This is a genomic window from Alcaligenes sp. NLF5-7 (genome assembly GCF_024266725.1).
GTDB classification, from domain to species: domain Bacteria; phylum Pseudomonadota; class Gammaproteobacteria; order Burkholderiales; family Burkholderiaceae_B; genus Alcaligenes; species Alcaligenes phenolicus.
In genome coordinates, this window is sequence record NZ_CP100755.1 from 4081969 (window position 1) to 4105458 (window position 23490).

Sequence of the window (23490 nt, forward strand, 5' to 3'; positions counted from 1 at the left end):
GGCGTTCACGACCACCAGCCGCAGACCTTTTCACTGAAAAAAGGTCTGCTCGGCAGTCAGTTAGAACCACTTAGATACGCTTGAACAGCGCTGAACGTACCTTGCCGGTTGCGCCATCCGCGGCTGTCAGGAATTGTTCCATGTGAATATCGCGCTCGAAGAGGCGGCTTTGCATCAGGGTGGAAATCGCCGCTTCAATCATGGGGGGCGGGCCACACAAGTAGGCCTTGTTACCCGAGCAACGCTGCTCAAAGAACTGCCCCACGGCTTCATGCACAAAGCCCACAAAGCCTTCCCAGGCATCATCCGGCAAAGGCGCATTCAAGGCCGGAATGTAGTGGAAATTGTCGTGCTTTTCAGCTAGTTGATAGAAATGATCCGCGTGATACAGCTCGGCTTTATTGCGCGCACCCTGGAACAGATAAATAGGACGGGTATCGCCCTCTTCCAGCAAGTCCATAATCATGGATTCAGGGCTGGACAGGCCCGAGCCACCTGCGATGAAAATGGCGCCTTGCGGGTCGGACTTGCGCACAAAGAATTGGCCGTAAGGGCCGGACACGTCCAAAGACTGCCCCACTTCCAGTTCCTCGTGTAGCCACGTCGTACCTGCGCCCCCCTCCACCTTGCGTACATGCAAATCAATAATGCCGCTCATGGACGGCGGATTCGCGATGGAAAAGGCACGGGTGCTGTCAATGGACGGCACATGAAGGTTGATGTATTGCCCGGCCTGGAACGCCATTGGGCGATCCAGTTCCAGACGGATGTGCTTGATCGTGGGCGACAAGTCTTCAATCAGGACGACCTTGCCCTGATAGTCCTCCACCGGCAGGCCCTGGAAGTCCGGGTCTACGTCGATATCGGCCTCGATGACCATATCGGATTCGGGCAGGCAACAGCAAGCCAGCAGCTTGCCTTCGTCCCGCTCCGAATCCATCAGGGCAAAGCTGGACGCATCACCTGCGTCTGCATAGCCTTCCAGCACCTGCACCTTGCAGGTGCCGCACGTGCCATGTCCACAGGCAAAAGGCAACCAAACCCCTTGTCGCAACGCAGCGTCCAACAAGGTTTGTCCATCTTCCACCTCTACCACATCACCTGTGGGTTCTACGGTTACCTGATACGTCATTGCTGCCTCCGCCTCTTATACGCCCGTACCCTTGTAGCCATTCAGGCCAGGGGTCTTGAAACGCAACAAGGATTTGTGATCAAAGCCCTTGGAACCCAAGGTGTCGTCAGGATTCAGTTCAACCGCCTCGCCGTTCAAATTCCATTGCACCTTGCTCCATTCGATCTGCTCGAAGTCAGGATGCTGGGCAAAGCCGGCAGGCAACAGTTGCTGGATCATCTGGGACACGGTCATCTCGGGCTGAACCAGAAAGGCCTTGGCCGAGCAGAACAAAAGGTGCTCGTCCCAGCCGATATACAGCAACATGCTGTCGCCATAGTGCGACTGCTGGTCGCGCGCATAGCCTTGGTAGTCCGGGGTAATTGCAGTAACTGCCATATTGATCTCCAATTTTTATAGGTAGTGGCAGTGCCCACCAAGGCACTGCTTTTTTTCTCGTGTGACTAGGCCGTCACTCCTTTCCATTCGTTCCAGCGCGCTTCGTCCACCGAACCCTTGAAGTCCATATTGTCGACACCTACGTTTAACTGGTAGTAGTCGCTCAGGATTTTCTCCAGCTCGGGACCACCGCAGCCACCTTGCAGGATCTGGTTCACTGGCAGCCAGGCCTGGATGTACTTTTCAGGCTCGTGCTCGAAAATGTCGCGGCAACCGTCCGAGCAGGTGTGATAGCGCTCGCCCTTGTACTGGCTTTGGCGGTAGGTGATTTCGTCGGGTTTTTCCATGTCGGTAAAGGTCATGGGCACCTGACATACCTGACACAGCTGCGGCAGTCCGCTGGAGTAAAAGCGCTTGCCTTCGGCTTCCATCTTCTTGGCCATTTCCCAGCGTGGGCGGTAGTACTTGTCGAAAGTATCGGGGTACTTGGCGCTCAACCAATCCAATTCCTCGTCGCTAGGGATCCAGGTGTGGAAACCGGCAGCGTGACCGAAGTTGTAGAAGATCCACCAGGCCTGGTGCGAGATGTGCTCTTTCTCTTTTTCGATCACTTCGCTGTACTTGGGCATGCGGATGCCGTAGCGGGCCAGATCCTTGAACAGTGCACCACCAGCCTGTTCGAAATAGACCTCCCAGGCTTCTTTCCAGGACATGACCTTGTTGGGCAGCATGTAGTCCATCATCATGCCGACCACGGACAGCAGGCGGGTGCCGCGCCAGAACCATTTGTCGATCCACTGCTGAACGATAGGCACGTTGTCCTCGTGCTGCTCCAGCAGGAACTTGATCACTTCCAGGCCCAGTGTCATGTGGCGTGCTTCGTCAGACTGCGAGCTGAAACCGAAAGTCACCGTGGCCATGTCGCCGTTGTAGGCTGCACCCGACATGAAGGGCACGAACAGCAGGTTGGTCAGCACGTACTCGAAGGAGAAGCTGATTGCCAGCAGGAACTCGAAGGGGCCGGCAGCGCGGGCATCTTCAAAAAAGGACTTGGGCACCGACAGGTACCAGACCCGGTCGTGCATATGGCTCCAGTCCTGGAAGCCATTGAAAAACTTGTTGTAATGGCTCATGGCGTGAACCTGCGTCTGGACGTGACGCAGCTCGTCAATCGACTGCATCTGACACGCAATACGTGCGCCGATGCCGCTGAATTGACGGCCCACATGGGAGTAGCCCTGGTAAGCCTGGTATTCCAGCGGGGTCACCGCGGTCAGAAACACCTTGATCGCGTTCAAGTAACGCGGGTCGGAAATATTCATCTGGCCATTGTTCTGCGCGAAGGCATCAAAAATGGCGTACAGCTTCTTTTCTTTTTCGGCCTGGTATTTCCAGTACGCGTCCATTGTCAGACGGAACGGATCTTCCCATTTGGACCAATCGGTAATCTTGATGCCCTCAAACTCCTCGTAGGGGAAGGCGTCCTTGCGATCCTGGTAGCTGAATTCCCAGTCCAGATCACGAGTCAGATAGCGATATTTGTCTTTGATATTTAGTTTTTTCGTGGCCATGTTGCCCCCTTTTCTGATTTAGCTGTTCCAGTGCAAAAACAAGCGGTCTTCATCTTCATCCACGTTGCCACCCAAGGTGATCAGATTCAGATGCAGCTCCTGCATGTCCCACTGCTGCCCATACTTTTCTTCCACGGTCTCGCGCTTGACGGTCAGCTGGCCCACGCACTCAATGCGAATCATGGCTGGCTGATAAATCACCGTGGCGTCCGGGTTGTCTTCTTCGATGGCCTCGACGATGTAGCGCGACATGTCGTTGTCTTGCAGACCGATATAAACCTTGGATGTCATCAGGCTTCTCCACCCAGGCTCAAGCCTGATTTAGTGACGCGTTTGGCAATGGTTTCCTGCGCTTGCTCCCAGACCTGATCCGCCTGGTCGGCAAAGGCAGCCTGGATGTACGGCATGAAGGCGGCTTGCACTTGTGGCAGCCACTGATTCAGCCAGCTTTGCAGTTGCTGCTTGTTTTCCTCACTTTCAGCCGCCGCGATCTTGAAGACGCTATCGCTCCAGTTGGACAGGTCTTTATGGCACTCCAGCATGAACTCCAGCAGCATATCCAGATCGCGGCCGCCTTCCTTGGCCAGATCCGCGACCAGACCCTGATACACCACTTGATGCACCACGGTATTGATCAGCAAGGACTGCACCAACAGCAGTTCAAACCAGTCTTTCTGGACCAGCGTTTTTTCGCACAAGGCGCGCAGACCTTGCCAGGCCGCATCCTGCATCCAGGCCTCTTTGGCTTGGCTCAGGGAATCGGCGCTATTGCCATCAATCAGCAGCCCAATACGGGAGACGTATTGCGCCATACCCAGCGAGTCCATCCCGGCATAGAGACAGGCTTGGGTAATGGTGGTGCCATACCCGTAAGCCGAGCCGGACATGAAATTCAGGTTGGCGGTTTGCTCGATGTGACGCAAAGGCAGCAGCAAGCGGGTGACCTTGGCTTTGACGTCCTCGCTCAGATACTGGGCCAGTTCCCGCTTTTCAAAAAAGCCGTAATTGGTTTCAGCCGATTCCTGCATGCGGGCACGGTTTTGCACGTAAGCACCGTAGTAGAACTGACGAGGGTCACGGAACACATACCAGTCCTTCATTTGAATGGCGGTGTGTGTGGGGTCGTTCAGGGTCTTGTCCGGCATCCACAGGGGTCGGTAATGGAAGTTGGCCGTCGCCTGGGCGTCGTATGTAGCTTCCTGGTAGCGCGTGGCCGGTTTTTCGCCAAAGCGGCGGGCCACGTTGGCAAAGGTTTGCCGCACGGGCTGCAAACTGGCCGTTTTAATTTCTAATGTCATCCTCTTGTTCTCCTGAATAAAACCTACTGGGCTTCAGCCTGACGACTGTTGCCGACCAAAGTGTCATAACCAAAACGCCATTTCTCTTCGTTCTCGTCATTGACCCGCATTTGCTCATCGCTCATGGGCTGGACATTGTTTTGCAGACAAAACTGCTCAAACGCCGCCGGGGGCATGACCAGTTCCACAAACAGGTCCGGCTGGCCGATGGCAAAATCAAACTCCACAAAACGGGCGTTGGCCGGACTGCGTACGCGTACGTACTTTGTCAAAGTGGGCAAGCTCGTGTCTGACATCTGTTCTCCTCCTGATCAAGCTGTTGCATGAGTGTCCACAGCCTGTTCATAGCAAACCGCGTGCCAACTTTAAATTTGAAGGATTTAACCCTTTAGGATTAAAGAGATAGCTGAAACCCGGCCTAGAAGGAATGCGGCCTGCGAAGGGGTGGCGGCAGGAAAATTGATCATTTGATCAAGTGCTTAGCGCCGTTTTCATCAAATGCTGAGTTAGGGTAAAACCTTAGAAAAATCCCTTTTATCCGTCCTCTGGACACTATTATGTTTTCCTTGAGTCACTGGAAAGACAGGCGGCATACTGGTTTTAGAACACTCAAAACCACAATAAGAAATCACAGGATGGAGACAGCCATGGGGGCTACTGAACTCACACTGCCATTAAGTCAGGACCTGATCGACGCCATTCGTTTTGATGCGCGGGAAGGCAAAATATGGTTTGGCGAGCAACGCATGCTCTTGCTGCACGCCAGCGGTTTTGGCCAGCTACGCAAGGAGCTGATTGCCTCTTTGGGCAGCGAGCGCGCCAAATACTTTCTGATGCGCTTTGGCTACCACGCGGGCATGAAAGATGCCGAGGTCTCACAAAAAGTGCGCCCGGACCTGTCACTGAAAGAGACCTTTTTGGCTGGCCCGCAAATGCACACCATCCGCGGCATGGTCAAAGTCGTCCCTACCGCCCTGACCTTTGACCGCGACGCAGGCCAGTACTACGGCGAATTTGACTGGTTTGACTCCTATGAAGTCAGCAATCACCAGAAAGAACATGGCCAGTCCAGCGAGCCGGTCTGTTGGAGCTTGCTGGGCTATGCCAGCGGCTACACCAGCTTCTATATGGGCAAGAGCATCATTTACAAAGAAACCCAATGCGGCGCCATGGGCCATAGCCACTGCAAGATCGTGGGCAAGCCAGCCGAGGAATGGGAAGATGATGACCCCGAGATTGACCGTTTCATGCTGCCCGATCCAGTCCAGGACGAACTGTTTGCCTTGCGATGTGAGCTGGTGAAGTTGCGCGAACAGGAGTTCAAGCACTCCAGCGCCAACTTCACCTTGCCCAACTCCATTGGTCAGTCCGCCGCTTACCAGGCCGCCTGTCATCTGCTGGAAAAGGCGGCGCAAAGCAAAGTCTCCGTGCTGCTGCTGGGGGAAACCGGCGTAGGGAAGGAAGCTTTCGCACGCGGCCTGCACGCCGCCAGCGACCGGGCTGATCAACCCTTTGTTGCAGTGAACTGTGCATCCATTCCCCCGGAGCTGATTGAGTCAGAGCTGTTTGGTGTCGAGAAAGGCGCTTATACCGGCGCACATAAATCCCGCCCCGGACGCTTTGAGCGTGCCCAGAGCGGCACCATCTTTCTGGATGAAATCGTGGAGCTATCGCCACGGTCCCAAGCCGCCCTGCTGCGTGTATTGCAAGAACAGGAACTGGAACGCGTGGGTGATGAGAACACTCGCCATATCGACGTGCGCGTGGTGGCGGCCACCAACGAGGATTTGGCCGAAGCCGTACAGAAAGGCACCTTCCGTGCCGACCTGTACTACCGCCTGAATGTCTTTCCCATTCACATTCCGCCGCTGCGCGAGCGTAAAGAAGACATTCCGCTGCTGACCGAATACTTTCTGAACAAATACTCCAGCATGTACAAAAAGCACGTGCTGGGAGTCAGCGACCGCAGCCGTGAATTACTGATGCAATACGACTGGCCAGGCAATATCCGCGAATTTGAAAACATGATCGAACGTGGCGTCATCCTGACCGAGCACAATCACGAAATCGAAACTCACCACCTGTTCCCGCAACAGAAAAGTGCCTTGCAGTATTTGAGCAGTTTGAATACGCAAGGCTTTATGGCGAAAGAGTCCTGTTTCAGCGCAAACCAGACGCAATATCTGGAGAACCTGCTGGAAACGCCCTTCAACCTGGACGACCTGGAAGAACAGATCATCCAGCTGACGCTGAAGAAAACGAACGGGAATATTTCAGAAGCTGCGCGACGACTGGGGCTGACACGCCCTGCTTTGGCATACAGGCTGAAGAAGGTAGCGATACCGACATAGGGACACCAGCGCTGCCCAGGCTATCGGCTAAGCCCGACCAAACCTTGCCTCTGCAACAATTTCCCAGTTTTGGCACTTAACCAAAAATATGCTGACCTTGCAGCAACCTGGCACCTATGCCGAAGGCCCCCAGCATGAACAAACCAATCAAAACGGCATAGAGGATACTTAAGGACCAGCCCAGAAGCCGGGCGTCACGCCTTGCACCCATCGATAAGGATCGACAAACCCTGCCGTAATACCTGTTCACCACAAAGATCAGCCAAGAAAAACCGACACCGATACTGGCAAATATATAATTGATTGCCCCATACTGGACTTGTGGATTGGCCAACCCATCAATTAAAAAGATCAGAGCCAGAATAAATACGAGCGAAGAGAGAGCTGTTGCCAGCACAGAGGCCACTTGATGAAACGACGACTCCCACTTAATGCCCATGCCCTCTCCTTACAGCCGCATACATCCTTAACCAAGCCAGACCAGACCTAACTCCCGCTGCATGCCTCGGCCCCCACTTTTTTAACATCACTGTAGCGCCCTTGGCTAGTTTTAACAGTGATACATGTCTGGTTTGAATCATTCCACCACATGGCACTTAAACCCTGCACTCTCACTGGCACGTACCCTTCTTTTTGCAACCGCATTTCCCCGCCTGCCGCACGAGCATCTTGCAAGCTAAGCGGATTGAACTCAGAAGAAGGCCTAGAGCTTGGCTCAAACTGCACCAACTCTTGTGCCAGCACTTCAATCACAGGGCCCCGTCTACGAATAACAGCCTCCTGAGCATGTATGACGCTCTCCTTGCCGGTTACTGTCACATCACCCGAAGCTTTCAGCTCATGCGTGCTCAACACGTCAACCTGGTCCGCCTGTATGTGTATCCGTCCTAGTTGAGCACTCTCTTGCATACTTGAAGCGAAGGCTGGTACAGAGGCAAAGGTCAGGCCCAAAACCAAATTAGAAAATAACTTATGCACTGTTTATCCTCGACATTTTCAAAATAACACTTGATTACCCCCAATCCCAAGACTATTTATACTCCAGCAGCCAAACATCAACCGAACACCGTGCTACGCCCAACACTGGCATGATTCACCCCACCTACTACAATGGGGGCTTATCTAAGGAGTCTTATGTTGGAATTTCAGCCCCGTGAACGGGCGTATTTATCTGGTATCCGTGCCCTGTCCCAAGATCAGGACGACAATGACGTGTTTGTGGGTATGACCGTAGCCGAGTCCATCTGGTACGCAAACTACGTAGCGCAGTCATACAACGGGGATGTAGCGCGAGGCGATGAGGCCGAAGCACGTTACCTGGCCCTACATGATCAGCACGAGCAGGCACGCCGTGCCGTACTGGCATCAGAAGCTCTGCTGCAATCGTTCGACACAGCCACTCAGTCATCCTGAGCACATAGCGACACTCTCCAGGCCGGGCAAGCATGTCAGTAGCCCAGTTTCATCAAGCCTGGTTTGCTCGCCCATAAAAGAAGCTCGCCCATTTTTAAACAGGCGGGCTTTTTTTATGGATGCGGACTCCAGCTTCTGCTACGCGCAGCTTGGCTTGGCTTGGCTTGGCTTGGCTTGGCTTGGCTTGGCTTGGCTTGGCTTGGCTTGGCTTGGCTTGGCAACATCAAACTAGCTGCCGTACAAAGAAACAAGCTACAGCCGCAACTCCTTGGACAAAAAGGTTTGCACCCGCTGCGGCCTGCCATCCAGATGACCAAAGAACACATCCGTGGGCACATCTTCCAGAATCTGACCCTGATCCATGAAAACCATCCGATCCGCCACCTTGCGGGCAAAGCCCATCTCATGGGTCACGCACATCATGGTCATCCCCTCTTCCGCCAAACTAATCATTACGTCCAGCACCTCGTTGACCATTTCCGGGTCCAAGGCCGAGGTAGGCTCATCAAACAGCATGCAGACCGGATCCATGCACAAGGCCCGCGCAATGGCGACACGTTGTTGCTGCCCGCCCGACAAACTGGCTGGATAACGATCCGCCAGCGCTTTCAGGCCCACCCTGTCCAGGTACAGCAAGGCCCGATCATTCGCTTCGTCCCGCTCCCTGCCCAGCACTTTACGCTGCGCCAAGGTCAGATTGGCCAAGACGTTCAGATGTGGAAACAGCTCGAAGTTCTGAAAAACCATCCCGACCCGACTGCGCAAGTCGGGCAGATTCGTTGCCGGATCACCGACAGAAATCCCATCCACAACAATCGTGCCCTGCTGAAACGGTTCCAGACCATTGACGGTTTTCAACAAGGTGGACTTGCCCGAGCCCGAAGGCCCGCACACCACCACGACTTCCTGACGGTCCACCTGGGCCGTGCAGTTCTTGAGCACCTGAAACGTGCCATACCACTTGGAAACACTATCGATACGGATCATTTGCCATCCAGTCGCAGATGTTTGTCATAACGTCGAGCCACACGATTCGCCATCAACTCCAGCGTTGCGCAGATCACGTAGTACATCAGCCCGACAAACAAGAAGATTTCAGTGGGGTGCACCATAACCCGGTTGCTGACCTGGGTGGCCACAAAAGACAGTTCCGCCACGCCAATAACGTAGGCCAGCGACGTATCCTTGATCAAGGCAACCCACTGATTAATAAAAGAAGGCAGCATCACCGGCAAAGCTTGCGGCAGGATGATGGACTTCATGATTTGGGCAGTTTTCAGGCCCAGGGCCTTGCCCGCTTGCCATTGCCCCGCCGGCAAGCTGCTGATGCCCGCAAATACCGAGTGCGCCAGATAGGCGCCACCAATCAAGGACAAGGCGCAGACGACGGTAAACAGGCCCGGCACATCCACCTTGAACAGAATGGGCAGCAGAAAATACACCCAGAAAATCAGCATGATGACGGGGATAGCGCGGAAAAAGCCCAGAAACAGCAGCAAAGCGGTATGCGCCACACCACGCGTCAAGACCAGGGCTATACCAAAAGCCAGCCCCAGAACGGCCGACAAGCTTGCCGAGAGCACGCTTAGCAAGAGCGTCAACGCAGCACCGCCTAAAGGGCCATGCGGATACGCCCCCACCAGGAAGTACAGCAGATTGTCATGAATTACGTCGAAGTTCATTACAGCCCACCTCGCACTTGCAGACGGTGGCGTTGTAACCACTGCCCAGCCACTTCAACCAGCATGACCAGCAAGACATACAACAGCGTTGCAATCCCAAAGGACTGGAAGGTCTTGAAAGTTTCAGTCTCCACCTGACGAGACGCATAAGACAGCTCTGCCAAGCCAATGGCCATGGTCAACGAGGTGTTCTTGATGACATTCATGTACTGCCCGATCAGCGAGGGAAAGGTATTGCGCAAGGCCTGCGGCATCACCACATAGCGCCAGACCTGCATGGAAGACATGCCCAAGGAGGCTGCTGCGGCCCACTGCCCTTTGCGAACTGCCCGCACACCAGAACGAAATTCTTCTGCAACAAAAGCCGTGGTGTAGATCGTCAAACCTGCAAAAGCGGCCAGCATCTCGAAACTGGGCCAATGCACATCGAACAAGACCAGTTGCAAGACATGCTGGGTGTTCAACCATTGAACCAGCTCCGGCGGCATCAACGCCGAGGCACCGAAATACCAGAAAAACAGTTGCACCAACAAGGGCGTATTACGGAACAGACTCAGGTAAGCACGTACCGGCCAGGCCAGCCAGGCAAACGGCGAGAGCCTGGCAATACAAACCAGAAAACCCAAAACAGTTGCAGCGAAGGAGACGACTAAAGAGAGCTGGATCGTGACCCAGAACCCTTGCAGCAACCAACCCACATAGTGGGGTGCCAGCCAGAAATCAGAAGACGGCATAGCAAACACCAAAAAGCAGGATCAAGTGATCCCGCTGTTAAAAACACAAACAGGAAAAGGCCAGCCTGAACATTCAAGGCTGGCTTGCAAGCAAGTGATGACTTACTGTTGCTGACCGATGCGGTACAAGCGCTCCAGCGGTGTTTTGGACTGAGGGCCAAACCAGACGTCATAAATGGCTTGTGCCTTGCCCTGGCTTTCCAGCTCCAGCAAAGTTTCATCCACAAAAGACTTCAGTGCTGTCTCGCCTTTGGGGATACCAATGCCGATCAAGTCCTCGGAAATGCTGAAGGCCGGGATTTCATAGTTTTCCTTGTCCGGCACGTTCGCCAGCAAACCGATCAGCTTGGGACCATCCTGAGTGATGGCCTGCACATTGCCGTTACGCAAAGCGGTGAAGGCGAAGGGCGTATCGTCATAGGCAAGCAGCTTGGCCTGGGGGTATTTTTCACGCAGAACGATCTCATTGACCGTTCCTTTATCCACACCAATACGCAGCGAGTTCAACTGCTCGGGCGAGGACAAGACGCCTTTTTTAGCCAGGAACTGCTGGCCCGATGCAAAGTACGGAATGCTGAAATCTACCTGTTTGGCGCGCTCTTCCGTGATGGTGAAGTTGGCCAAAACCAGATCTACTTTATTGGACGTCAACAGCGGCACACGATTGGCCGGGTTGGTTGGCAAGACTTCCAGCTTCACGCCCAGCTTGTCAGCCAGAGCCTGAGCAAAATCCACATCCAGACCGGTGATCTGGCGGGACTTCTGATCCACAAAACCAAAAGGTGGATTGCTGTCGAAAGACGCTACTTTCAAGACACCCGTTTTCTTGATGTCATCCAGACGATCAGCCTGGGCCACTCCAGCCACCAACGCCAGGGTAAGGGTCGCGGCAATGCTTAAAAACGACTTCATAGTAAAAACATTCCGATAAAAAAATGGCACGTCCGATACATACCGTCGTGCCATTCGACCACAGCCGCAAGCTCTTCAAAACGATCTAATTTCCCCATGCTTATAACTAAAAACGCTAAGAGGATATGCTGTTTTATGCAGGCGCAGAAGCCTCGATCATCGAATGCACGCTACTGCTTGGTGGAAATCACCTTTTGGACCGCAAAGCCTTGGGATGCCGCGTAATCCAGCAAGTCACTGACAAGCTGCGGATCAGCCTGTTTTTGTCGGGACAAGACCCAGAGATATTTTCGATCCGGCGTACCGACCAAAGAATACTGGTAGTCCCCTTCCAGCTTCATGATCCAGTAGTCACCCCACACCATAGGGAACCAGGACAGCCATTTCGGAGCAAAACGCACTTCTAGTATCGCCGGATCAACAGGCTCCACACTCGTCGACAAGCGCCCCTGCCCGATGGCTTCCTTCACCTCACCGTCCGTACCCTGACAACGATTGGTAACGGTAATCGTCTTGTCCGCTTCCATCACGTAATTAGCTTGCACATCTCCGGCACATTCACGCTGAAAGTTATTGGGTAGACGCGCCTGCTCGTACCAGGTGCCCATGTACTTACCCAGGTCTACATCTTCCTGGGTCGCCAGATCGGCATTGGAAGAAGCGCAAGCGACCAATAACGTAGACAGCGACAGGAAAAAAATTCTTTTCATCACGGAGTTCTCCTTATAGATGACCCAAGATCGAGTTTATGGAATCGTCCTTTGATAGTTCGACCAGTCCAGTTTTCAGCAAGCACTGCCCTGGCCCCTGCATATGCATCTGGCCAGTCATAGCATCACGAAAACAGCTTAACCACCTCTTCGCCCGTCATCTCTCGCGTTTTGTTAGCGAATGCGTAGTTGTCAGGCTTGTCATCAATAAAGACCTGCAGCTCGAACGGCCAGCTCGCGCTGTCCTTGAACAAGCCAGCAGAAACAGCATGGAAACCACCGGCCTTGAGCTTGTAAAACAAGTGCGTACCGCATACATCACAGAAACTGCGCTCCGCCCACTCCGAAGAAGCATAGGAACGCACATGCTCCGCGCCTTCAATTACTGGGGCCTCATGGGACTCCAGCGACAAGAAGGGGCCACCGGACCAGCTGCGGCAGATGCCGCAATGGCAAGCGCTGATCGAAGGTTTTTGCTGCTGAAAACTGATCGAGACGGCACCGCACAGACAGTTGCCGTGAATCGTGGATTTATTGTTTGCCATACGAGCCTCTGTAGGTAGATGGATAAGCAATTCTAACGGCTGAATCGTCCCGTAATGGAAATTCGATATGAGGCTTTCCCAAGGCCAGGTGCAACAAAACCTGGGCCCCAGAAACAACATTGCCCGCTACAAAGCGGGCTTATTCGTGCAGTCCGCCATAACGGACCCTTACTCATTTACTGCTGCTTGATGCTCATGTTTTCTTCAAGGCTAATGGTGCAAGACTTCCCTTTGCCAATCGTCCTGATACGGCCTTTAATGGTCACCGTGTCACCCATATTGAACACATTCAGTTGCTCGGTGCGGCGGTTGATCAAGGAAGAAAAGACGATAGGCCCACTGCTGACTCGAACGTCAAACTGTTTGGCACTGCCCCATACTTTTGAGTTCATGCCACTCATGGCCTCAGCCAATGTGTTTTGCTCCATGGCCACCAATTTGCCAGTTACCTCAACGGTTTTCCCACTGTACTTGTTCACAGCACGCGCATGATTGGAACGCATCTCTGAACAAATCTGTGCCGGAGTGTCAGCAATCGGGCCCGCCCCCATCGCTTCATTGACACTGGCAAACGCATCATCAATGCCTTTAGTCATGGAGTTCATCGTTTCACATCCCGCCAAGCCCACTGACAGGGCAGCTATAAATACGATCTTCTTCATTTCCCGCTTCCTTTATTACCAAAAAAAATAAGCGGCGAGTATAGCAGGAAGGGTCGGCCTATTACGGACAAAAAAGCATAAAGCCAGACGATGGACACTTTACATAAAACTTAATTAATTTTGAAGAATTTTTCCTACCTTTTTCCGTTGGAAACCAGGCTCAACACTCCCTTATCAAACCCACAAAAAACCTCCTCAAAGACAAGCCCTTGCTTTCCAGCGTAACGCCCCAAAGTAGGAGTGTGGTGTGTAAATACACCCACTCAACTTTTAATGAATTTATCAAGATGACAAAAAGCGCTATTAATCCCTCCACCGTATTCAATTCCCTGCAATACGGTTTCAGCCAGGGCCTGGTGGTCACTGGCAACCGCCGTGTCATGCTGTCTGGCCAAGTAGGCGTAAATGCTCAGGAGCAAACCGTAGCTGGCGGAATGCGCGAGCAAACAGAAGCCGCCTTGGACAATATTGAACTGGTCCTGGCCGAGGTTGGCGGCAAGATTGATCAGGTAATCATGCTGCGGATTTTTATCCGGGAAGATGCAAGCTCACCACAAGAGCAGGACGACATAGCCGCTGCGCTGCTGAAACGATTTCCCGTCAATCCACCACCCTCTTCCTGGATCTTGATCAGTGGATTGGCCAAGCCTGAGTGGCTGATCGAGATTGAGGCTGAAGCGATGCTGGATTGATCGCTGCTGTTGAGTCGCCTCCCGTACGGAGTCGACATAAAAAAGACCTCGGATCTTGACGAGGTCTTTGGGCTCCCTTTTCGCTGGGGAGCTTTTTTTATTCATAAGTCTACAAGCTGTGCGTAAAAACTTAAGGAAAGTCTCTGCTTACTCCTCGACAACCGGAGCATCAGCCATCCCTTTTTTCACAGACTCAATACTGTGTTGTGCGCTCTGCTTACTGCTGTAGCCCTCGGAGCTAACGCAAATAATGTTCCCATTCGCGGCCTTGAATCGCCACCGCCATTCACCACTTTTGTCCTTGTAAAGCACAAATTTCATGATGACCCTCTTTAGGTATGAGCGCACGTCGCGCAAACCGTATCCTAAAACTGGAGTTGGTCAGCAGGTATTGGGGTTTACGTGGCAGGCCAACAAGTGACTGAATTTCCATCAAACCACACCTCTTTTACTGACAACGCAAGAGATATGACATCAAGTCAGGCAAGAACCCAAGCAAGGAAAAAAGTGCAACTCATCAGGTTTTGTGTAGTGGACACTTCGACCGGCATTCCTCATCCAAAGCGGCGAACGAATGTCCCGCATTGACCTAACAGAGATCAATACGAGAGCTTGATTTATGCGCTAAGCTTTTCCGACCACGTCGACGGTCTTGCAATCGGCGTGCCGAATGTTCGGAGAGAATAAAGCATCATGTATTACGGTGAACGTTTCAATGCCTGGTCACATCTGATCGGTGCAGTTCTGGCTGTAGGCGGCGTATCCTGGTTAATTGTCATGGCGAGCTTTACCGGGGACCCCTGGCGCATCACCAGCACGGCCATTTACGGCGCCACACTTATCCTGCTGTACCTGATTTCCACCTTGTACCACTGCTTCAAGGGGCGGGCCAAAAACGTCTTCCGCAAGCTGGATCACTTTTCCATCTACCTGTTGATTGCTGGCAGCTACACGCCCTTCTGCCTGGTAACGCTGCGAGGCCCTTGGGGATGGAGTCTGTTCGGCGTGGTCTGGGGTTTGGCACTGATTGGCATTCTTCAAGATATCCGACCACGTTCGCCGGCACGCATACTATCGCTGGTGATCTATGCCGTTATGGGATGGATTGTATTGCTAGCACTGGGCCCGCTGGCAGACAACCTGGGCTCGGAAGGTTTTTCCTGGCTGGCGGCTGGGGGAGCAATTTATACCGCCGGGATCGTGTTCTTTGTGTTTGACGAACGCTTCCGACATTGGCACGGCATTTGGCATTTATTTGTACTGGCCGGCAGCGCTGCGCATTTTCTGGCCATCTCCCAGTATGTTGTCATGTAAGACAAAGCACCCCGGGCGCGAACACACAAAAAAGCCTCTACCGAGGCTTTTTTGTCGACTGCCATAAGCTCTGTTATATCTGATGAAGTCTTATTACACCTAAAGGTACGGACCTGTGGCGAAGATCTTTTCCTGCTCCTAGAATAAAGCAACGCAACTAGAAGCGAGGCTTGCATGATCACACTAGAGACGGGACTATATCTTCGTGTTCAAGAGCTGAAGGATGGGCCCAAGCCCTCCCCGCTTCAAAGCGGATTCAATATGCAGACTGCTTACCGTGCCCTGGGGATGTTCAACCCGTCAGAGACATCGGATGCCTTCTTTATTTTGGCTAACGACAGGGACGAAATCTGGTTTATCTGTAATCGCCATTTACGGGCCGTTGGGGTCAGCCCTGAGCCTAGAGAGCTTAGACGCGCGCTGGATTCAATATAGGCATTAATAGTGCAGGCTATAGTTGTAGAAAACAAAAAAGCCCCAAAGCATTGATCTTTGGGGCTTTTCTTGGCACAGCTTGGAGCTGTGTGCATGTATTCTGGTAGGCAGTACTGGATTCGAACCAGCGACCTCTACGATGTCAACGTAGCGCTCTAACCAACTGAGCTAACCGCCTGCGGTGAAGAAATGAAATAATAGATCTTCCCTATGGGGCTGTCAACACTATTTTGCGTTTTTCTATAAAAAAGATGATCTTTTTTATATGTCTTAGCTGGAAAAATAGCTCCCCAAGACTGGGAAATCTTGTAATCCATTGATTTATAAGAATTAAACAAAAAACTGACGAATTTCCATAAATTTATGTGCTTCCTGGCAAGGCAGAGCCATGAAACATACAGATACACACAATCTGTCTCCAGCCAGCATCAAGCCACCCCACTGTCGCACGATTTTTCTATTCAAGTTCTTCGGGCAAAAATAAAATAATTGCTTTACGCCTGCAGATCATCAATCTCGTCCGAAACAGATCTGCGGCTGCTACGGGACACCTACGCACATGACTTGCTCTTCTCTCCCGCCCACCCCGACTCCACTACTGGATTTACCCGGCGTTCAGGAAACTACGCTGGAAGCGGTGCTTTATACGCCACCCAATGACGAGATTTTTGATGAAAACCCCTGTTTAAGCTGCGGCGTGTGCTGTTCGCACTTTCGGGTGTCTTTCTATAGTGGTGAGTTAAGTGGCGAGACTGGCGGTACGGTACCGGTCGAGTTGACCACCAAGGTTGGGCCGTTGCGCGCCTGTATGAAAGGAACCGAGCAAGGGGAAGGTCGTTGTATTGCCTTGCGTGGCACCTTGGGCCAGCCTGGGATTCATTGCGCTATTTATCCGGATCGCCCTACTCCCTGTCGTGACTACCAAATCTGGGAACTGGATGGCAGCCCAAATGTGGATTGCCAGCGTTTGCGCAGCAAACACGGTTTGCCTTTACTGCCTACCCGCCCGCTGCCTGCTCCACCCGCCCTGCCGGAGCATGATGAGGCGGCCTGATACCCGTAGCTGAGCCTCTCTCGGAAAGCCTTCACTGCTGATGCGTGAAGGCTTTTTTGTTGGCTACCAATTGACACATAAAGCTTCTTTCACACGTTCAGAGGTATTTTATTGCTTGAATAACTTTGGGCATATTCGTAGATCTCTCATTGTGTTTTTACCTATAGAAACCCCTGCTCCAGAGCTGTAGCCTTGAGGTGTTGGCTATCGCTTTTTTGAACTCTCAAAAACACAAGAAAGCTATATCCAACACCTCAAACATCGTCATAACAATACTGGAGCAAAGAGACATGCCTTTTAGTCGTTCACGTTTAGCAGTTGCCTCATTGGCATGCCTGGCTGGGATCAGTACTATCAGCCCAATAATATTGGCAGCCTCACCTGCGGCCGACCTGCTAGTCGTGAATGGGCGTATTTATACGCAAAACCCGGAACAGGCTTGGGTTGAAGCCATTGCGATACGTGATGGAAAAATTGAAGCCGTGGGCAGTACAGAGCAACTGCAATCCAGACGTGAAGACAAGACTCAGCTGATTGATCTTGGCGGGAAAATGGCTATGCCCGGTATCAATGAAGCACACTCCCATCCTGTATGGGGTGGCTTGAAGCATCTGTTCCAGTGCAACTTCCCTTTCACGGTAACGCCGGATGTATTGGCAAACACCTTGAAAGCCTGCGTGGCGCGTAACGAAACGCTGTGGATTCAGGGAGGCCAATGGGACAGTGATTTCTTCAAGACTCACAAAATTGCTTCGCCGCGCGCATGGCTGGATGCCGTCTCTGGCGACAAGGCTATTGTGTTGACCGACGACACGGGTCACAACGCCTGGGTCAACTCCAAGGCTTTGGGCCTCTTGCAGATTGATGCCAACTTTACGCCTCCTAGCGGCATGACCGTCAAGCACGAGCTTGATAGCCGCGAACCCAACGGGGTTTTAGTCGAGGCCAATAGCTATATCCGTTCTTTTGTACCGGATTGGACGGATGATCAATATCTGAAAGCAGCGCGCTATGCCATCCAGGAGTCCAACCAGTTCGGGATTACGGGTTTAAAGGATGCCGATGCCAGCGAGGCTGTTGTGCGCTCGTATTACAACCTGGCCAAGCAAGAGGGTTTGAATGCCCATATCGCCACCGCCATCCGTATCTCGGGCAAGAACAGCAAGCATGTTTTTGATTTTGCTGAAATTGACCGCATCAGCAAGCAGTATGCCCTCCCTGACCTGAAGACCAACTACGTCAAGATCTATACCGACGGGGTTCCTACCGCGGCACATACAGCCGCCATGCTGGAGCCCTACGCGGATACTCACCAGGATGATCCTCTGTCCTTGGGGGCCTTGGTCGTTCCTGAAAATGAACTGGATCGCGTCGTCTCTCACCTGGATGCAGCCGGTTATGGTTTGAAGATGCATACCGCGGGTGATCGGGCTATTCGCGTGGCGTTGAACGCTATTGAAAAAGCACGCAACGCCAATGGTCCTCAAGGTTTGATGCACGAGCTTGCACACTCGGAGTTTGTAGACGATCAGGACAAACCGCGCTTCAAGGCTCTGAATGTAGCCGCCGACTTTTCTCCCTATATCTGGTACCCCTCCGGTTTGACTGACGCCATCAGCTCGGTAGTGGGTGAGCGCAGCAGGAACATGTTCCAGGCCCGTATGTTGTTGGATCATGACGCCACCATTATTGCCGGCTCGGACTGGCCCTCTGGTGTGAAGGACAACAACCCTTGGCCCGCGATTGAGTCTCTGATGACGCGCGCCAATCCCTTCGGGCAGCGGCAGGGTGAGCAACTGGGCGCTGAACAAGCCTTGAATCTGACCGAAGCACTGCAGATTTTTACGCAAAACGGTGCCAAGGCTTTGGGCCGCGAAACAGAAACGGGGTCTTTGGAAACAGGGAAATCTGCTGATCTGATTGTGCTGGATCGGGACTTATTCAAGATTGAGCCTAGCGAAATCAGCGGCACCAAGGTGTTGATGACTATTTTCCAAGGTCGTCTGGTGTACACAGCTGCACAATAAGCTGCCCGGCAGGCTGGCTAAATACGCTACCATGCACGGTTTGTAGGGCCGCCCGGCCCTGCGCTTTCGGGAGTCGAAGCAAATGAAATACCGCAAGCTGGGCAATACAGACCTGGATGTCAGCCTGATTGGCTTGGGCACCATGACATACGGGGAACAGAACAGCGAGGCCGATGCGCACGCTCAACTGGACCTTGCTTTGGAACTGGGTGTGAATCTGGTGGATACCGCCGAGATGTACCCTGTGCCCCCTATGGCGGCTACGCAAGGTTTGACCGAGCAATATATCGGCACCTGGCTGGCTAAAACCGGCCGCCGCAAGGACATTGTTCTGGCCAGCAAAATTGCTGGCCCCCAACGTGACCCCAAACGCCCTGGTCATATCCGCAATGGCGGTACCAGCCTGGATCGCAAGAATCTGGAACAAGCCCTGCATGACAGCCTGCGTCGACTGCAAACGGACTATCTGGACCTGTATCAACTGCACTGGCCGGATCGCAGCACGGTGACATTTGGGCAGCGCAGCTACCCGTGGAAAGAAGAAGACACTATCCCAATCGAGGAAACCTTGTCGGTACTGGATGACTTTGTGCGTCAAGGCAAGATACGTCACATAGGTGTCTCCAATGAAACGCCTTGGGGTGTTTCGCGCTTTCTGGAGCTGTCGCGCTCCCGCTCTCTGCCTTTGATTGCCACGATCCAGAACCCCTACAACCTGCTGAACCGCGTGTTTGAAGAAGGGCTGTCCGAATTCTGCCGTTATGAAGGCCTGGGTCTGCTGGCCTATTCACCTTTGGCGATGGGTGTGTTGACGGGCAAATATGACAACGGAGCTCGTCCCGAGAAAGGACGGCTGACGCTGTACGACCGTTTCACGCGCTACGATGCTCCCCGCGCTCGTGAGGCCGCGGTGGCCTACAACGAACTGGCTCGCGAATACGGTTTGACGCCTACCCAATTGGCCTTGGCCTGGGTAAACCAGCAAGCCTTTACCAGCAGCAACCTGATCGGTGCGACTACGCTGGAACAACTGCGCGAGAACATCGCCAGTGCAGATGTTCAATTAAGTGATGAGTTAATCGCCAAGATCAACGCTATTCATCACCACACCCCGAACCCTGCGCCTTAATTGGCTTTCACCCCGCCTTGGGCACAGGCGTCCAAGGCGGGGCACCCCTCTTTTTTCTTTCCCTACCCTGCTCTTGTGCTTGCAGTGTGCTGTTTTTTTATTTATGCTCAAAAAAAGCATAACAATAGAGACGCGCTTCTTTCGAATCAGAAATTCATATTCCCCATTTTTTTATTCTATTTATGCTCAAAATGAGCATCAAGGATGAACATGATTCAGCATTTCCCCGTGGATGTCTGTCAGCCCGACGCCAAGGACACTTTGAGCCGTCAGATTACCTGGCATGAAGTTCCTTCCAAACTCAATCTGCAAAGCGATAAGGCCGCCTTGAAGCAAGCTCTGGCCAAGCAGTTGAAAGAGCAAGACGCTGTACTGGTGGCCCACTACTACACAGACCCGGATATTCAAGACCTGGCCTTGGAAACCGGTGGCTGCGTGGGCGACTCATTAGAAATGGCGCGCTTTGGGCAGGAACATGAGGCCAGCACGGTCTTGGTAGCCGGCGTGGGCTTTATGGCTGAATCCGCCAAAATTCTGAGCCCTGAAAAGCGCGTACTGGCCGTACATGACGAGGCGACGTGTTCTCTGGATCTAGGTTGCGCCCCCGAGGATTTCAAGCAATTCTGTGCTGCGCATCCGGATCGGGAGGTGGTGGTGTATGCCAATACCAGCGCGGCTGTCAAAGCCCAGGCGGATTGGGTGGTGACGTCCTCCATCGCCCTGGACATCGTGCGGCATTTACATGCCCAAGGGAAAAAAATTCTGTGGGCACCGGATCGTCATTTGGGCTCTTATATCCAAAAAAAAACCGGCGCAGACATGCTGCTTTGGCAAGGCTCCTGTCTGGTCCATGACGAATTCAAGGCCGATGGCTTGAAAGCCTTGATGAGCGAGCACCCCGATGCCCAGGTGCTGGTGCATCCTGAATCACCCGCTTCTGTTGTTGCGCTGGCGGATGTGGTTGGCTCGACAACGCAGCTACTGCGCGCTGCCATCAATCGTTCTGCCGACACCTTTATCGTCGCCACCGATCAAGGAATCTTGCATGCCATGCGCCAGCAAGCGCCGGGCAAAACCTTTTTGGCCGCCCCTACCGCGGGCGAAAGTGCTACCTGCAAAAGCTGCGCCTTTTGCCCCTGGATGGCCTTGAACAGTCTGGAAGCACTGCATCAACGATTAAGTCAACCAGGCCCTGGCATTCAAGTAGATCCTGACCTGCGTGAAGGCGCCCGACGTTCTTTGCAACGCATGATGGATTTTGCTGCCGCTCAGCAGAACAATTTGCGCGTTAGTGCTGACCTGGCCGAGCACAGTCAGCAGTTCCAGCATGTAGGAGCTGCTTGATGCAATCAGGCTCGACACAGACGGAGGTGTTAATCATCGGTGCGGGGCTGGCTGGCACCAGTCTGGCTCTATCCTTGCCCTCCACCATGAAAGTGACTCTGCTCAGCAGCGCCCCCGCTCCCTGTGGGGCCAGCCCGATGGCCTTGGGAGGTCTGGCCGCCGTACTCAGTGCCCAGGACAGTCTGGAACAACACATTGAAGACACGCTGGAAGCGGGTGCTCGGCACTCGGATAAAGAAGCGGTGCGCGGGATCTTGCAAGCCGCGCCAGAAGCGGTGCATTGGCTACTGAAAAAGCAGGTTCCTCTGGACAGAACGGAAGATGGCCAATTGCACCTGACTCGCGAGGGTGGGCACAGCCAGCGACGCATCGTACACGCGGCCGATGCCAGTGGTTATGCCATCATGCAGGCTCTCCTGCCCCAATTGACTCAAGCCTCTCATATCCAGCAGCGTACAGACTGCCTGGCATTAGACCTGCGCCACAATGAGCAAGGCGCGGTGGCTGGCGTGGATATCTACGACAAGCACACTCGTCGCTACGAAACTATGTTGGCGGATCATGTCGTGTTGGCAACTGGTGGGCTAGGTAGCCTGTACGCGCACAGCACCAATCCCGACAGCGCCTTGGGAGAGGGCATTGCCCTGGCCTGGCGCGCTGGTGCGGCGATACGCGATCTGGAGTTTGTGCAGTTTCATCCGACCTGCTTGCATGCGGAGGGTCCCACCTTCTTGCTAACCGAAGCCTTGCGTGGTGAGGGTGGACATCTGCTGGACAAGCAAGGTCGCCGCTTCATGCCGGATTACGACGCCAGAGCGGAACTGGCTCCACGCGATATTGTGTCGCGTGCGATTGCCGCACAGATGCGGCAAGAAGGTAGCAGCCATGTCTGGCTGGATGTACGCCATCTTGGTGCGGACACTTTGCAGCAGCATTTCCCGAAAGCATTGGAAGAAGGTTTGCGGCGAGGATTGGATTTACGTCAGGATTGGGTGCCGGTAGCACCTGCCGCGCACTACAGCTGCGGAGGGATTGAAACAGACTTGTCAGGCCGCACAACGGTAGCTGGTTTGTACGCCGTGGGTGAAGTAGCCTGCACAGGTTTGCATGGGGCAAATCGATTGGCCAGCAACTCCTTGCTGGAGTGTGTCGTCATGGGGCGGGCGGCTGCCGAGGCGATTGCTGGAAGCAAGAGAATCCAGCGTTCAGCTTTGGTCCCTGAGACAGATGTTGCAAATACAAGTTCGATGTCACGTTCATGTTCATACAAGAACTCCAATCCAAACTCCAGTTCCAGTTCCAGTTCCAGTTCCAGTTCCAGTTCCCAGGCTAGTGTCGGCCAGAATTGGGGTTTGAGTTTGAACGCTAGTTCGCGCTCGACCCCAAACCCAAGACATTCCCTTATGACTGCGGCGGCAGCCAATGCAATGGAAAACATAATCAACGACAAAGGACGTCACTATGGCAAAAACAATAGCTATAGCAACGGCAACAGTAAAAACCGCAGCCCATCCACAAACCCCCCCCCCTCCCTGCCCGCCTTGCGCAACTTGATGCAAGAGCATGTCGGCCTGTTGCGCAATCGCCAAGGACTGATGCAAGCCTTGCACACCCTGGACCGGTGGCGCAGGCAAATTAGCCTTCTCCCCCCCAGCCTCGACCAACGGACCCTCAGCCTGCAACTGGACACTGCCTGGCTGCTAACCCAGGCAGCCTTGGACCGACCACACAGTCTGGGTGCGCATTACCGCTTGGACTAAGTCCATAAAGAAACGAGCCCCGCTCCGGAATCAACGAAATATCGGGCGCAAATTAGACGAAAAGTAAGTAATAACTCGGCATCAAGGACGGGCAGTCTCAACAACTTCCCGGGCTTAGCCGACAATCGCATCTATCCATGGAAATCCCCCAAGCGCTGCATGCAGCTCCCGGTTTACCCTGATTGCAAACTTTTGTAAGCACAGCTACTGTAGTCGCGTCACTACAGGCGGTATGAAAGAGACCTGTTCAGTCAGGCGCCGACGGAGCAACCACCCCGGAATCTCTCAGGCAAAAGGATCGTACCAGCCCGACACTCTGGAGAGCGGCGTTTGACGCCCACCGAAGG

Annotated in this window: 25 protein-coding genes, 1 tRNA gene and 1 riboswitch; of the genes, 9 read left to right on the forward strand and 17 right to left on the reverse strand. The window is 53.4% G+C overall.

What is annotated here, in order from left to right:
* Positions 1-70 precede the first annotated feature (70 nt).
* The 6 genes from MID00_RS18850 to MID00_RS18875 all read right to left on the reverse strand — a co-directional run bounded on the left by MID00_RS18850 (position 71) and on the right by MID00_RS18875 (position 4675).
* A complete protein-coding gene (locus tag MID00_RS18850) occupies positions 71-1132 on the reverse strand; it encodes an NADH:ubiquinone reductase (Na(+)-transporting) subunit F (RefSeq protein WP_009454447.1) in 1062 nt (353 codons plus the stop codon).
* Between the two features lie 15 nt (positions 1133-1147).
* Complete coding sequence (locus tag MID00_RS18855; protein WP_009454448.1) at positions 1148-1510, reverse strand: phenol hydroxylase subunit P4; 363 nt, start codon at positions 1508-1510, stop codon at positions 1148-1150.
* A gap of 65 nt (positions 1511-1575) precedes the next feature.
* Complete coding sequence (locus tag MID00_RS18860; RefSeq protein WP_021446663.1) at positions 1576-3081, reverse strand: aromatic/alkene/methane monooxygenase hydroxylase/oxygenase subunit alpha; 1506 nt, start codon at positions 3079-3081, stop codon at positions 1576-1578.
* An 18-nt stretch (positions 3082-3099) separates the two neighbouring features.
* The gene (locus MID00_RS18865) at positions 3100-3372 is read right to left on the reverse strand and encodes an MmoB/DmpM family protein (protein WP_003800437.1); all 273 of its coding nucleotides are present in this window, start codon (positions 3370-3372) and stop codon (positions 3100-3102) included.
* Entirely contained in the window at positions 3372-4379 is a 1008-nt protein-coding gene (locus MID00_RS18870) for an aromatic/alkene monooxygenase hydroxylase subunit beta (RefSeq protein ID WP_026482706.1), read from the reverse strand. Before MID00_RS18870 ends, MID00_RS18865 begins: the two co-directional genes overlap by 1 nt.
* A gap of 23 nt (positions 4380-4402) precedes the next feature.
* Positions 4403-4675, reverse strand: a complete 273-nt coding sequence (locus MID00_RS18875) for a phenol hydroxylase subunit (RefSeq protein ID WP_009454452.1) — start codon at positions 4673-4675, stop codon at positions 4403-4405.
* A gap of 351 nt (positions 4676-5026) precedes the next feature.
* On the opposite strand from MID00_RS18875, the gene MID00_RS18880 reads away from it, so the two are divergent.
* Positions 5027-6730, forward strand: a complete 1704-nt coding sequence (locus MID00_RS18880; RefSeq protein WP_009454454.1) for a sigma-54-dependent Fis family transcriptional regulator — start codon at positions 5027-5029, stop codon at positions 6728-6730.
* Between the two features lie 76 nt (positions 6731-6806).
* Here the strand turns inward: MID00_RS18880 and MID00_RS18885 are convergent, their stop codons facing one another.
* Both MID00_RS18885 and MID00_RS18890 read right to left on the reverse strand, forming a co-directional pair.
* Positions 6807-7169, reverse strand: coding sequence for a hypothetical protein (locus MID00_RS18885; protein WP_021446664.1), 363 nt, complete (start codon positions 7167-7169; stop codon positions 6807-6809).
* Positions 7170-7216: 47 nt separating this feature from the next.
* The gene (locus MID00_RS18890) at positions 7217-7708 is read right to left on the reverse strand and encodes a hypothetical protein (RefSeq protein WP_250757179.1); all 492 of its coding nucleotides are present in this window, start codon (positions 7706-7708) and stop codon (positions 7217-7219) included.
* A 156-nt stretch (positions 7709-7864) separates the two neighbouring features.
* Between MID00_RS18890 and MID00_RS18895 the strand changes: the two genes are divergently transcribed.
* Positions 7865-8143, forward strand: coding sequence for a hypothetical protein (locus tag MID00_RS18895; RefSeq protein WP_009454468.1), 279 nt, complete (start codon positions 7865-7867; stop codon positions 8141-8143).
* Positions 8144-8395: 252 nt separating this feature from the next.
* Here MID00_RS18895 and MID00_RS18900 read toward each other — a convergent pair whose 3' ends face one another.
* The 7 genes from MID00_RS18900 to MID00_RS18930 form a co-directional block, all read right to left on the reverse strand.
* A complete protein-coding gene (locus tag MID00_RS18900; RefSeq protein WP_254499329.1) occupies positions 8396-9130 on the reverse strand; it encodes an amino acid ABC transporter ATP-binding protein in 735 nt (244 codons plus the stop codon).
* Positions 9127-9825 carry an amino acid ABC transporter permease gene (locus tag MID00_RS18905; RefSeq protein WP_254499330.1) on the reverse strand — a complete coding sequence of 233 codons (699 nt, stop codon included), beginning with the start codon at positions 9823-9825 and terminating at the stop codon, positions 9127-9129. Before MID00_RS18905 ends, MID00_RS18900 begins: the two co-directional genes overlap by 4 nt.
* Positions 9825-10559: an amino acid ABC transporter permease gene (locus MID00_RS18910; RefSeq protein ID WP_254499331.1), complete on the reverse strand. Its 735-nt coding sequence runs from the start codon at positions 10557-10559 to the stop codon at positions 9825-9827. Before MID00_RS18910 ends, MID00_RS18905 begins: the two co-directional genes overlap by 1 nt.
* Positions 10560-10661: 102 nt before the next feature.
* Positions 10662-11471: an ABC transporter substrate-binding protein gene (locus tag MID00_RS18915; RefSeq protein WP_009454490.1), complete on the reverse strand. Its 810-nt coding sequence runs from the start codon at positions 11469-11471 to the stop codon at positions 10662-10664.
* Between the two features lie 170 nt (positions 11472-11641).
* Entirely contained in the window at positions 11642-12181 is a 540-nt protein-coding gene (locus MID00_RS18920; RefSeq protein ID WP_009454491.1) for a lipocalin family protein, read from the reverse strand.
* 125 nt (positions 12182-12306) lie between these two features.
* A complete protein-coding gene (locus tag MID00_RS18925) occupies positions 12307-12726 on the reverse strand; it encodes a GFA family protein (protein WP_009454492.1) in 420 nt (139 codons plus the stop codon).
* A gap of 176 nt (positions 12727-12902) precedes the next feature.
* Complete coding sequence (locus MID00_RS18930) at positions 12903-13388, reverse strand: hypothetical protein (protein ID WP_009454493.1); 486 nt, start codon at positions 13386-13388, stop codon at positions 12903-12905.
* A gap of 287 nt (positions 13389-13675) precedes the next feature.
* Between MID00_RS18930 and MID00_RS18935 the strand changes: the two genes are divergently transcribed.
* The gene (locus tag MID00_RS18935; protein ID WP_254499332.1) at positions 13676-14080 is read left to right on the forward strand and encodes a RidA family protein; all 405 of its coding nucleotides are present in this window, start codon (positions 13676-13678) and stop codon (positions 14078-14080) included.
* Positions 14081-14227: 147 nt separating this feature from the next.
* On the opposite strand, the gene MID00_RS18940 is transcribed toward MID00_RS18935, so the two are convergent.
* On the reverse strand, positions 14228-14401 hold the full coding sequence (locus MID00_RS18940; protein ID WP_021446666.1) for a DUF1508 domain-containing protein: 174 nt from the start codon (positions 14399-14401) through the stop codon (positions 14228-14230).
* Between the two features lie 372 nt (positions 14402-14773).
* Between MID00_RS18940 and MID00_RS18945 the strand changes: the two genes are divergently transcribed.
* Positions 14774-15394 (forward strand): hemolysin III family protein, encoded by a 621-nt coding sequence (locus MID00_RS18945; RefSeq protein ID WP_009454498.1) that lies wholly within the window; start codon positions 14774-14776, stop codon positions 15392-15394.
* A 536-nt stretch (positions 15395-15930) separates the two neighbouring features.
* Here MID00_RS18945 and MID00_RS18950 read toward each other — a convergent pair.
* Positions 15931-16007: transfer RNA gene (locus MID00_RS18950), tRNA-Val, on the reverse strand.
* A gap of 381 nt (positions 16008-16388) precedes the next feature.
* Between MID00_RS18950 and MID00_RS18955 the strand changes: the two genes are divergently transcribed.
* The 5 genes from MID00_RS18955 to nadB all read left to right on the forward strand — a co-directional run bounded on the left by MID00_RS18955 (position 16389) and on the right by nadB (position 23143).
* On the forward strand, positions 16389-16883 hold the full coding sequence (locus tag MID00_RS18955; protein ID WP_082453570.1) for a YkgJ family cysteine cluster protein: 495 nt from the start codon (positions 16389-16391) through the stop codon (positions 16881-16883).
* Between the two features lie 368 nt (positions 16884-17251).
* A complete protein-coding gene (locus tag MID00_RS18960; RefSeq protein ID WP_254499333.1) occupies positions 17252-18910 on the forward strand; it encodes an amidohydrolase in 1659 nt (552 codons plus the stop codon).
* 82 nt (positions 18911-18992) lie between these two features.
* Positions 18993-20039: an NADP(H)-dependent aldo-keto reductase gene (locus MID00_RS18965; RefSeq protein ID WP_250757120.1), complete on the forward strand. Its 1047-nt coding sequence runs from the start codon at positions 18993-18995 to the stop codon at positions 20037-20039.
* A gap of 204 nt (positions 20040-20243) precedes the next feature.
* Positions 20244-21383 carry a quinolinate synthase NadA gene (gene nadA, locus MID00_RS18970; protein WP_250757119.1) on the forward strand — a complete coding sequence of 380 codons (1140 nt, stop codon included), beginning with the start codon at positions 20244-20246 and terminating at the stop codon, positions 21381-21383.
* Complete coding sequence (nadB, locus tag MID00_RS18975; protein WP_254499334.1) at positions 21383-23143, forward strand: L-aspartate oxidase; 1761 nt, start codon at positions 21383-21385, stop codon at positions 23141-23143. Before nadA ends, nadB begins: the two co-directional genes overlap by 1 nt.
* Before the next feature lie 223 nt (positions 23144-23366).
* A riboswitch (glycine riboswitch) is annotated at positions 23367-23454 on the forward strand.
* Positions 23455-23490 lie beyond the last annotated feature (36 nt).

Bases quoted from the DNA above. Each gene is read 5' to 3' on its own strand.
- MID00_RS18850 (WP_009454447.1), bottom strand. From the start codon at position 1,132: ATGACGTATCAGGTAACCGTAGAACCCACAGGTGATGTGGTAGAGGTG.
- MID00_RS18855 (WP_009454448.1), bottom strand. From the start codon at position 1,510: ATGGCAGTTACTGCAATTACCCCGGACTACCAAGGCTATGCGCGCGAC.
- MID00_RS18860 (WP_021446663.1), bottom strand. From the start codon at position 3,081: ATGGCCACGAAAAAACTAAATATCAAAGACAAATATCGCTATCTGACT.
- MID00_RS18865 (WP_003800437.1), bottom strand. From the start codon at position 3,372: ATGACATCCAAGGTTTATATCGGTCTGCAAGACAACGACATGTCGCGC.
- MID00_RS18870 (WP_026482706.1), bottom strand. From the start codon at position 4,379: ATGACATTAGAAATTAAAACGGCCAGTTTGCAGCCCGTGCGGCAAACC.
- MID00_RS18875 (WP_009454452.1), bottom strand. From the start codon at position 4,675: ATGTCAGACACGAGCTTGCCCACTTTGACAAAGTACGTACGCGTACGC.
- MID00_RS18880 (WP_009454454.1), top strand. From the start codon at position 5,027: ATGGGGGCTACTGAACTCACACTGCCATTAAGTCAGGACCTGATCGAC.
- MID00_RS18885 (WP_021446664.1), bottom strand. From the start codon at position 7,169: ATGGGCATTAAGTGGGAGTCGTCGTTTCATCAAGTGGCCTCTGTGCTG.
- MID00_RS18895 (WP_009454468.1), top strand. From the start codon at position 7,865: ATGTTGGAATTTCAGCCCCGTGAACGGGCGTATTTATCTGGTATCCGT.
- MID00_RS18900 (WP_254499329.1), bottom strand. From the start codon at position 9,130: ATGATCCGTATCGATAGTGTTTCCAAGTGGTATGGCACGTTTCAGGTG.
- MID00_RS18905 (WP_254499330.1), bottom strand. From the start codon at position 9,825: ATGAACTTCGACGTAATTCATGACAATCTGCTGTACTTCCTGGTGGGG.
- MID00_RS18910 (WP_254499331.1), bottom strand. From the start codon at position 10,559: ATGCCGTCTTCTGATTTCTGGCTGGCACCCCACTATGTGGGTTGGTTG.
- MID00_RS18915 (WP_009454490.1), bottom strand. From the start codon at position 11,471: ATGAAGTCGTTTTTAAGCATTGCCGCGACCCTTACCCTGGCGTTGGTG.
- MID00_RS18920 (WP_009454491.1), bottom strand. From the start codon at position 12,181: ATGAAAAGAATTTTTTTCCTGTCGCTGTCTACGTTATTGGTCGCTTGC.
- MID00_RS18925 (WP_009454492.1), bottom strand. From the start codon at position 12,726: ATGGCAAACAATAAATCCACGATTCACGGCAACTGTCTGTGCGGTGCC.
- MID00_RS18930 (WP_009454493.1), bottom strand. From the start codon at position 13,388: ATGAAGAAGATCGTATTTATAGCTGCCCTGTCAGTGGGCTTGGCGGGA.
- MID00_RS18935 (WP_254499332.1), top strand. From the start codon at position 13,676: ATGACAAAAAGCGCTATTAATCCCTCCACCGTATTCAATTCCCTGCAA.
- MID00_RS18940 (WP_021446666.1), bottom strand. From the start codon at position 14,401: ATGAAATTTGTGCTTTACAAGGACAAAAGTGGTGAATGGCGGTGGCGA.
- MID00_RS18945 (WP_009454498.1), top strand. From the start codon at position 14,774: ATGTATTACGGTGAACGTTTCAATGCCTGGTCACATCTGATCGGTGCA.
- MID00_RS18955 (WP_082453570.1), top strand. From the start codon at position 16,389: ATGACTTGCTCTTCTCTCCCGCCCACCCCGACTCCACTACTGGATTTA.
- MID00_RS18965 (WP_250757120.1), top strand. From the start codon at position 18,993: ATGAAATACCGCAAGCTGGGCAATACAGACCTGGATGTCAGCCTGATT.
- nadA (WP_250757119.1), top strand. From the start codon at position 20,244: ATGAACATGATTCAGCATTTCCCCGTGGATGTCTGTCAGCCCGACGCC.
- nadB (WP_254499334.1), top strand. From the start codon at position 21,383: ATGCAATCAGGCTCGACACAGACGGAGGTGTTAATCATCGGTGCGGGG.